Raw genomic sequence first — 323 nt, forward strand, 5'->3', positions numbered from 1 at the left:
GAGTTTGATACATAAGAAAATGTCTATTACAGTTTTTAGACATACGAGCTGGTATAATAGAATAAATACCTTGAGTTAGCAAATCGGGAATATCTGGTGGAATAATAATATCTATTTCCTTTGGGTCTCCTAGACTCAAATCCATTTCATCGTCCAACAATAAATCAGGATATAATTCATCTGTTCGAAGAAAGGAGAGAAACAGTGCTGTTGGATTTTTTAATTTAAGAAGGAAAGCATACATGGTAAGATTCTCATTCAGTGTTTCACCAGAATCCAGATTCTCGTTCAGTTTAACTTGACAAAGCGAATAATTTCTCCAG

General features: G+C 33.7%; 1 protein-coding gene. It reads right to left on the minus strand.

Annotation, left to right across the window (positions count from 1 at the left end):
• Positions 1-244: hypothetical protein (locus QQK25_RS24970; RefSeq protein ID WP_284190106.1), on the minus strand; the 244-nt coding region annotated here is incomplete at its 3' end.
• Positions 245-323: the final 79 nt, after the last annotated feature.

Origin of the sequence: Zoogloea oryzae, from assembly GCF_030161255.1 — a bacterium.
Lineage (GTDB): Bacteria > Pseudomonadota > Gammaproteobacteria > Burkholderiales > Rhodocyclaceae > Zoogloea > Zoogloea oryzae.